The following is a 7,723-nucleotide window of genomic DNA, read 5'->3' as shown; positions in this document are numbered from 1 at the left end:
GCGCAGCGTCACGAACTCGGGGCCGTCGGCCTGCGTGCCGTCGGCCTTCGCGGCCGGTGCCGGCTTGGCGGCGGGCTTCGCCGGGGCGGCCGCGGGGGCCGCCTTGGCGGGAGCCGGAGCCGGAGCCGGAGCGGCGGGGGCGGCCGGGGCGGTCGGCGCGGGCTGCGCCGGGGCCGCGGGGCGGGCCGGAGCGGCGGCGGCCGGGGCGGGTGCGGCCGCGGCCCCCGCGGCCGCGTCGCTCTGAGTCTGCTTCGCGCCGGCGGCGGGGGTGTCCGCCGTGGCGGCCGCTCCCGGCTTGTAGTCGGCGAAGAAGTCCCACCAGGCACGGTCGACCGAATTCGGGTCCTGGAGGTACTGCTGGTAGATCTCGTCGACGAGCCACTCATTGGCACCGAAGGCGGCGGCAGGGTTCTGACCCTGCCCGGCTTGGTCGGTCGAGATGCTCGAGTTACTGGGGGACTGAGACGACACGGCGAGAACCGCCCTCTTCCGCTTCACAAGGTGATGGACAGCGGAAATAAAGGCTACGCCTCCCTGGCCGGGAGGTGCAGACCGGGCCGGTCAACGTCGCGCAAGTCACACCGAACGGCGCGTTTCGGGGCTGTTAATGGCGGGAAACAAGCATGGTTCGGTCGGGTGGGGGTACGCCTGACGGCGGCTACGGGCCTCTGGCCCGCACCCCTGACGCTGCCCGGCGACGTGCTGACCGGCTGCTTTCCGCAGCTGTGCACATCGGCTTCCCGTGTACCGAACACTTACACGGAGAATCTGCGCTTCCGGTTCGAACCCTACGTCAAGGGCGTGCCGTCCTGAGCCCCGGAAGAGTGACCTGGATGCGGCAGCCGTGTGCGGATTCGGCCACGCCGATGCGGCCGCCGTGCAGATCGACGGCCCAGCGCGCGATCGCCAGGCCCAGGCCCGTGCCGCCGTCGCTGCCCGGACCGTGCGGTGAGGGGACGCCTCCCCGGTTGAAACGCTCGAAGACCCGGTGGCGCTCCTGCTCGGGGATGCCCGGGCCCTCGTCCAGCACCTCGAGGTCGAGCGACTCGGGGTGCGGGCCGCGCCGGGCCCGTACCGTCACCCGGCCGTGCGGCGGCGAGTGCTTCACGGCGTTGTCGATGAGGTTCGCCACCACCTGGTGCAGCCGCTCGGCGTCCGCGTGCGCGGTCAGGTCCGGCGGGGAGACGTCCAGGTGGAGATGGACGTCGGTGCGGGTGTGATGGCCCGATCCGGAGGCGAGGTTGCGTCGCGAGGAGGCGAGGTTGGCCTCCTTCAGCACCCCGGACAGATACGGCCAGACCTCGAAGCGCCGGGCCTTCAACGGCAGTACGCCGTTGTCGAGCCGGGACAGGTCGAGCAGTGTCTCGACCAGGCGGCCGAGGCGCTCCGTCTGCTTCAGCGCCGTGCGCATCGTCTCCGGGTCGGCGGCGGAGACCCCGTCGACGACGTTCTCCAGCACGGCGCGCAGCGCGGCGATGGGGGTGCGCAGCTCGTGCGAGACGTTGGCGACGAGCTCCTTGCGGTGCCGGTCCACGGCCTCGAGGTCGTCGGCCATGCGGTTGATCGTGGAGGCGAGGTCGCCGAGCTCGTCCCGCCGGTCGGCGCCGCGCACCCGGCGGGTGTAGTCGCCGTGGGAGATGCCCTTGGCGACCGTGTTCATCTCGTCCAGCGGGGCGGTCAGGCCGTGCGCCACGAACTGCGTGATCAGCAGGGTCGCGATGATCGTGAAGACCGTGATGAAACGCACCTCGGTCTTGCTGTGGAACGCCATCAGCATCAGACCGGTGGTGATGAAGACCGAGACCACGACGAGCGTACTGAGCTTGGTCTTGATCGATATCGTGATGGACGCGGTACTCAGCCGCCTGCCCGGTCCACCGCCCGCCGGCCGCCGTTTCATGGCGCCGGCGTCTCCAGTGCGTAGCCGACCCCGTGGACGGTGCGGATGCGCTCGGCGCCGATCTTGCGGCGCAGCGCCTTGATGTGGCTGTCGACCGTGCGGGTCCCGGAGGCGTCCGCCCAGTCCCACACCTCGGCGAGCAGCTGCTCACGGGAGAGGACGGCGCGCGGCGTGTTCGCGAGGCACACCAGCAGGTCGAACTCGGTGGGTGTCAGATGGACGTCCTCCGCCCGGACCCTTACCCGGCGCTGAGCGTGGTCGATCTCGAGCTCGCCGAGGCGCAGGATGCCGCTGCGGGGTGTCACCGCGGCGAGCGCGGCCCGCTCCACGCGGCGCAGCAGGACGTGCACCCTGGCCGCCAGCTCCCGCATGGAGAACGGCTTGGTCATGTAGTCGTCGGCGCCGACGCCCAGCCCGACGAGCATGTCCGTCTCGTCGTCACGGGCCGTGAGCATCAGCACCGGAACGGGCCGCTGTGCCTGGACCCGGCGGCAGACCTCCAGCCCGTCGAAGCCGGGCAGCATCACGTCGAGGACCATCAGGTCCGGTTGCCAGGCGTCCGCCGCGTCGACGGCGGCGGGGCCGTCCAGTGCCGTCTGCACCAGGAAGCCCTCCGCCCGCAGCCGTGCGGCGATGGCGTCGACGATCGTGGCGTCGTCCTCGACCACCAGCACCCGGCGCTGGGCCCCGGGTGTGGCCGCGACGCCGTTTTGCGTGGTGTGTGTCTGCTCCATCGCCCCGCCCTTGTACGCGTTCTCTGCGAGCTGCATGTGGATCCGGTTCGAAGGTAGATCCCGTGTGTAGTCCAGCAGCGTAAAGGCAGCGACGGCGTCCCGGCTACGCAGGGCGAACGCCGAGGTGGACCACGTCCGGTACGCCCCGGGCAAGGCGGATCTCTTCGGTCCTTACCCCAGTGAACCCGGCATTCCGCAACGCGTCCTCAAAGCTGGTGGACGGCTTCGCGGACCATACGGCCAGCACCCCGCCGGGGTCCAACGCGCCTTTGCAGGCCTCGAGTCCGGACGGCGAGTAGAGATCACCGTTGTCCTCGGTGACCGTCCAGTCGGGCCCGTTGTCGATGTCCAGGCACAGAGCGTCATAACGGTCCGTGGTCGAGCGGAGGTACTCGAGGAGATCCGTGTGAAGGATCACGCAGCGCGGGTCGCCGAGGGCGTCGCCGGAGATCGCGGCGAGCGGGCCGCCGCGGTGCCAGTCGATGACGGCCTCCTCCCGCTCCACCACGGCGATCCGCCGCCAGGACGGGTCGGCGGCGGCGTGGGCGAACGAGAAGCCGACCCCGAGGCCGCCGATGAGGAGGCGGGGCGCCACGTTCCCGGTGCCGATCGCCCGGCGTGCGGCGTCGACCAGCAGCCGCTCCGACCTCCCGTCGGAGGTGTCCATCAGGAAGCAGCCGTTCGCGATGATCTCGTACACCGACTCTTCACCGGACCCCCGCCTGCGCAGCACGATCTCGCCACAGGATCCCTCCCGTCGGTCGACGGTGACAGGGGTGTCTGCGGCGGGGAACGGCATGGTTCTCGACCTCCGGGCGGCTGTGCGGGACGACACGGATCGGACCCCATCTTGGCCGCGCCGATGTGAGGCGGACAAACCGATTGGCGGCCGCGGGGGCGGGCGCGCCCGCGGCGGTACGGGTTCTTGAAGCCTCCGCCCCGGTGCGGGACGTGGTCAGGCCGGCCGGTGGTACAGGCTGACCAGCGGTGCGTGGGTGTGCCAGCCCAGGGACTCGTAGAGCGCCCGGCCGTCCGGTGTGCCGCCCAGTACGCCGACGCGGGCCCCGTGGTCGAGGGCGGCGTTGTGGAGGGTGTGCATCACCAGCCGGCCGAGGCCCTTGCGGCGGTGCTCGGGCGCGGTCTCCACCTGGTCGACGACGGCCGTGCGCCCGGTCGGGGCGATCTGGGCACGCGCCGCGAACGACCCGTCGGGCCCCACGACCAGGGCCCGCACGACACCCCCGCGCGTCCATGTCCTCAACGTGTAGCCCGCGGGCACCGTGGTCGGGGTGCGGCGCAGCTCGGTGGACATCAGCCAGCCGGGCTCGTCGACGGCCCACTCGGGGCCCGCCCATTCGAGGACGCGGTCGGGATCGGCGAAGACCTTCAGCCAGACCGTCGGCGCGGCCACCTCCGCGGCGACCTTGCGCACGGTTGCCTCGTCGTCCGCGGTGAGGACGTGGCGGGTGGCGTGCTTGACCTGTCCGACGTCCACCGTGAAGCCCCACGGTCTGGGCACGGGGTCGGCCGCGCCGCGCGAGACGACCCAGCCGTGGACCCATGCGTGGACGATTTCCGCGGTCGACCGGAACGGCATCCGGGAACTCCTCAAGCGAGTCGGTAATAGGTGAACTGCTTATGTGGTCATTACATAATGAGGGGGTGGGTGATCGCGACCTGATTCCGGGGTGACGTGGGTCACGCGTGCTCACGGTGCCGGCCGGTCCGCCTTGGTCCCGTGCGCCGCCGTGTACTCCGCGGCCAGCCAAGGCCCCAGGTCCTCGACGAGCGTGCGGATCACCGCCTCGTCCGGCGTCGGACGGCGGGCGGCCGCGGCGGCCAGCCGCATCTGGGCGGCCCGCTGCGGGTAATGGCCGGCGAACAGCTCCGCCTGCGCCTCCAGGTCGCTGGTCCAGCCGCCCCAGCGGGGCATGACCAGCGTGAACCCCGACCGTACGAGCCGCCGTGCGGCCCTCCGGCACAGCGTGCGCCGATCGGCGTCCGTCGCGGCGTCCCGCAGCCGGGTGCGCCAGCGCGGCAGGACGAGGGTCAGGTCGCCGTTGGTCTCGCGCGCCAGCAGTGACGTCGGGTACTGGGCCGGAAGGCGGGCGGCGAGATCCTCGCCCGTCAGCGGGGTGCACAGGCAGGAGATGAAGAAGCCCAGGTCGTACCGCTCGGCCTCGGCGAGTGCCGCATCGGCGCCGACCAGCAGGATGCCGGCGCCGTCGATCGCGTCGAACTCCCCGTCGAGCACCGCCTCCGCCGCGTCGGCGTCCGCCCGGTCCCCGGTCGTGGGCTCCGCGTGCAGGATCAGGAGCAGGTCGAGGTCGGCGACTCCGGGGACGGCGGTGCCGCGCGGGATGCTCCCGTAGAGATAGGCGCCGTGCAGCCTGTCGTCGCCGAAGCGGCCGGTGATCTCCTTGCGGGCGGCGGCCACCACCGGCGCGAAGGCCGGGGTAATGCGGTCGAGGGCACCCTCGCGTGCGATGGTCCCGTCAGGGTTCAGCCCTTTGCTCTCCATCGGGTCACTGTGGCCCCGCCCGGGTCCTGTCGCCCACCGGATTTCGCCGATCGCTCAGAGCGAACAACTGTCGGGGAACAATCAAGGGCTCATAACCATTGAGTCGGTACAGCTCAACTTGACTGCCTAAGGGGAGATCATGGCTGCCGATATCAAGGCGAACTCACCGCTCACACTGCCCGTCCTGCCGCTCGACGACGAGGTCGTGCTGCCCGGCATGGTCGTGCCGCTCGACCTGTCCGACACCGAGGTGCGGGCCGCGGTCGAGGCCGCCCAGGCTGCCGCCCGGCCCTCCGGCAACAAGCCGAAGGTGCTGCTCGTTCCCCGCGTCGACGGCACCTACGCCGCGACCGGTGTGCTCGGCACCGTCGAACAGGTCGGCCGGCTCTCCGACGGCGACCCCGGTGCGCTGATCCGCGGCGTCGGCCGCGTCCGCATCGGCGCCGGCACGACGGGACCCGGCGCGGCGCTGTGGGTGGAGGGGACCGTGGTCGAGGAGACCGTGCCCGACCCGCTGCCCGGCGCGGTGACCGAACTCGTCAAGGAGTACAAGGCACTCGCCACCGACTGGCTGAAGAAGCGCGGCGCCTGGCAGGTCGTCGACCGCGTCCAGCAGATCGACGGCATCTCGCAGCTCGCGGACAACTCCGGCTACTCACCCTTCCTGACCACGGCTCAGAAGATCGAGCTGCTGGAGACCAGCGATCCGGTCGCCCGTCTGAAGCTCGCCACCGAGCAGCTGCGCGAGCACCTCGCCGAGCAGGACGTGGCCGAGTCCATCGCCAAGGACGTCCAGGAAGGCGTCGACAAGCAGCAGCGCGAGTTCCTGCTGCGCCGTCAGCTGGACGCCGTGCGCAAGGAGCTGCGCGAGCTCAACGGCCAGGACGGCGAGGACGAGTCCGACGACTACCGCGCCCGGGTGGAGGCGGCCGACCTGCCGGAGAAGGTCAGGGAAGCCGCGCTCAAGGAGGTCGAGAAGCTGGAGCGGGCCTCCGACCAGAGCCCCGAGGGCAGCTGGATCCGCACCTGGCTCGACACCGTCCTCGAACTGCCGTGGAACGAGCGTACGGAGGACTCGTACGACATCCAGGGCGCCAAGGGCGTCCTGGACGCCGAGCACGCGGGTCTGCAGGACGTGAAGGAGCGGATCACCGAGTACCTGGCGGTGCGCAAGCGGCGCGCCGAGCGGGGGCTGGGCGTGGTCGGCGGGCGGCGCGGGGGCGCGGTGCTCGCGCTCGTCGGCCCGCCCGGTGTCGGAAAGACCAGCCTCGGCGAGTCCGTGGCGCACGCCATGGGACGCAAGTTCGTCCGCGTCGCGCTCGGCGGCGTACGGGACGAGGCCGAGATCCGCGGCCACCGGCGTACGTACGTCGGCGCGCTGCCCGGCCGGATCGTGCGTGCGATCAAGGAGGCCGGCTCGATGAACCCGGTCGTCCTGCTCGACGAGATCGACAAGGTCGGCTCCGACTTCCGCGGCGACCCCGCGGCGGCCCTGCTCGAGGTTCTCGACCCCGCGCAGAACCACACCTTCCGCGACCACTACCTCGAGGTCGAGCTCGACCTCAGCGACGTGGTCTTCCTCGCCACCGCCAACGTGCTCGAGGCCATCCCGGAGGCGCTGCTCGACCGTATGGAGCTGGTGCGCCTGGACGGCTACACGGAGGACGAGAAGGTCGTCATCGCCCGTGACCACCTCGTGCCGCGCCAGCTGGAACGGGCGGGACTCGAGGCCGGCGAGGTGACGCTCGACGACTCCGCGCTGCGCAAGCTGGCGGGCGAGTACACCCGCGAGGCCGGTGTCCGGAACCTGGAGCGGTCCATCGCGCGGCTGCTGCGGAAGGTCGCGGCGCAGCACGAGCTGGGGGACCGGGAGCTGCCGTTCACCGTCACGCACGAGGAGTTGCGCGGGCTCATCGGCCGGCCCCACCACGTGCCCGAGTCCGCCCAGGACCCGGCCGAGCGCCGCACCGCGGTGCCCGGCGTGGCGACCGGGCTGGCCGTGACCGGCGCGGGCGGCGACGTCCTGTTCGTGGAGGCGTCGCTCGCCGACCCGGAGACCGGTGCCGCGGGGCTGACCCTGACCGGTCAGCTCGGCGACGTGATGAAGGAGTCCGCGCAGATCGCGCTCAGCTTCCTGCGCTCGCACGGAGCCGAGCTCGAACTGCCGGTCGCCGATCTCAAGGACCGGGGCGTGCACATTCACTTCCCGGCGGGCGCGGTGCCCAAGGACGGGCCGAGCGCGGGCATCACCATGAGCACGGCGCTCGCGTCGCTGCTCTCCGGACGCCAGGTGCGTACGGACGTGGCGATGACCGGCGAGGTCTCGCTCACCGGCCGGGTGCTGCCCATCGGCGGCGTGAAGCAGAAGCTGCTCGCCGCCCATCGGGCGGGCATCACCACGGTCGTGATCCCGAAGCGCAACGAGCCCGACCTGGACGACGTCCCGGCGGAGATCCTCGAGAAGCTCGAGATCCACCCGGTGACCGATGTCCGGCAGGTGCTCGAGATCGCACTGTCCTCGGCGGACGTGCCGGTGACCGCGGCGGCCTGACCCGCGCGGCGCGGAGG

Annotated in this window: 7 protein-coding genes; 1 reads left to right on the top strand and 6 read right to left on the bottom strand. The window is 71.7% G+C overall.

Annotation, left to right across the window (positions count from 1 at the left end; all coding sequences use genetic code 11):
- The 6 genes from ACWGH4_RS26560 to ACWGH4_RS26535 all read right to left on the bottom strand — a co-directional run.
- Positions 1 to 471: 2-oxoglutarate dehydrogenase E1 subunit family protein (locus ACWGH4_RS26560; RefSeq protein WP_453465395.1), on the bottom strand; the 471-nt coding region annotated here is incomplete at its 3' end.
- Positions 472 to 793: 322 nt separating this feature from the next.
- Positions 794 to 1,900 carry a HAMP domain-containing sensor histidine kinase gene (locus ACWGH4_RS26555; protein WP_453465393.1) on the bottom strand — a complete coding sequence of 369 codons (1,107 nt, stop codon included), beginning with the start codon at positions 1,898 to 1,900 and terminating at the stop codon, positions 794 to 796.
- Positions 1,897 to 2,634: a response regulator transcription factor gene (locus tag ACWGH4_RS26550; RefSeq protein WP_037776309.1), complete on the bottom strand. Its 738-nt coding sequence runs from the start codon at positions 2,632 to 2,634 to the stop codon at positions 1,897 to 1,899. Before ACWGH4_RS26550 ends, ACWGH4_RS26555 begins: the two co-directional genes overlap by 4 nt.
- Positions 2,635 to 2,737: 103 nt before the next feature.
- Positions 2,738 to 3,433, bottom strand: coding sequence for a spermidine synthase (locus ACWGH4_RS26545; RefSeq protein ID WP_453465391.1), 696 nt, complete (start codon positions 3,431 to 3,433; stop codon positions 2,738 to 2,740).
- A 156-nt stretch (positions 3,434 to 3,589) separates the two neighbouring features.
- On the bottom strand, positions 3,590 to 4,231 hold the full coding sequence (locus ACWGH4_RS26540) for a GNAT family N-acetyltransferase (protein ID WP_402245409.1): 642 nt from the start codon (positions 4,229 to 4,231) through the stop codon (positions 3,590 to 3,592).
- Between the two features lie 111 nt (positions 4,232 to 4,342).
- On the bottom strand, positions 4,343 to 5,155 hold the full coding sequence (locus ACWGH4_RS26535) for a nucleotidyltransferase (RefSeq protein WP_453465388.1): 813 nt from the start codon (positions 5,153 to 5,155) through the stop codon (positions 4,343 to 4,345).
- 139 nt (positions 5,156 to 5,294) lie between these two features.
- Between ACWGH4_RS26535 and lon the strand changes: the two genes are divergently transcribed.
- Positions 5,295 to 7,706, top strand: coding sequence for an endopeptidase La (lon, locus tag ACWGH4_RS26530; RefSeq protein WP_453465386.1), 2,412 nt, complete (start codon positions 5,295 to 5,297; stop codon positions 7,704 to 7,706).
- Positions 7,707 to 7,723: the final 17 nt, after the last annotated feature.

This window comes from Streptomyces sp. NPDC054847, assembly GCF_053610925.1.
This window is presented reverse-complemented; position numbering and strand designations above follow the sequence as displayed.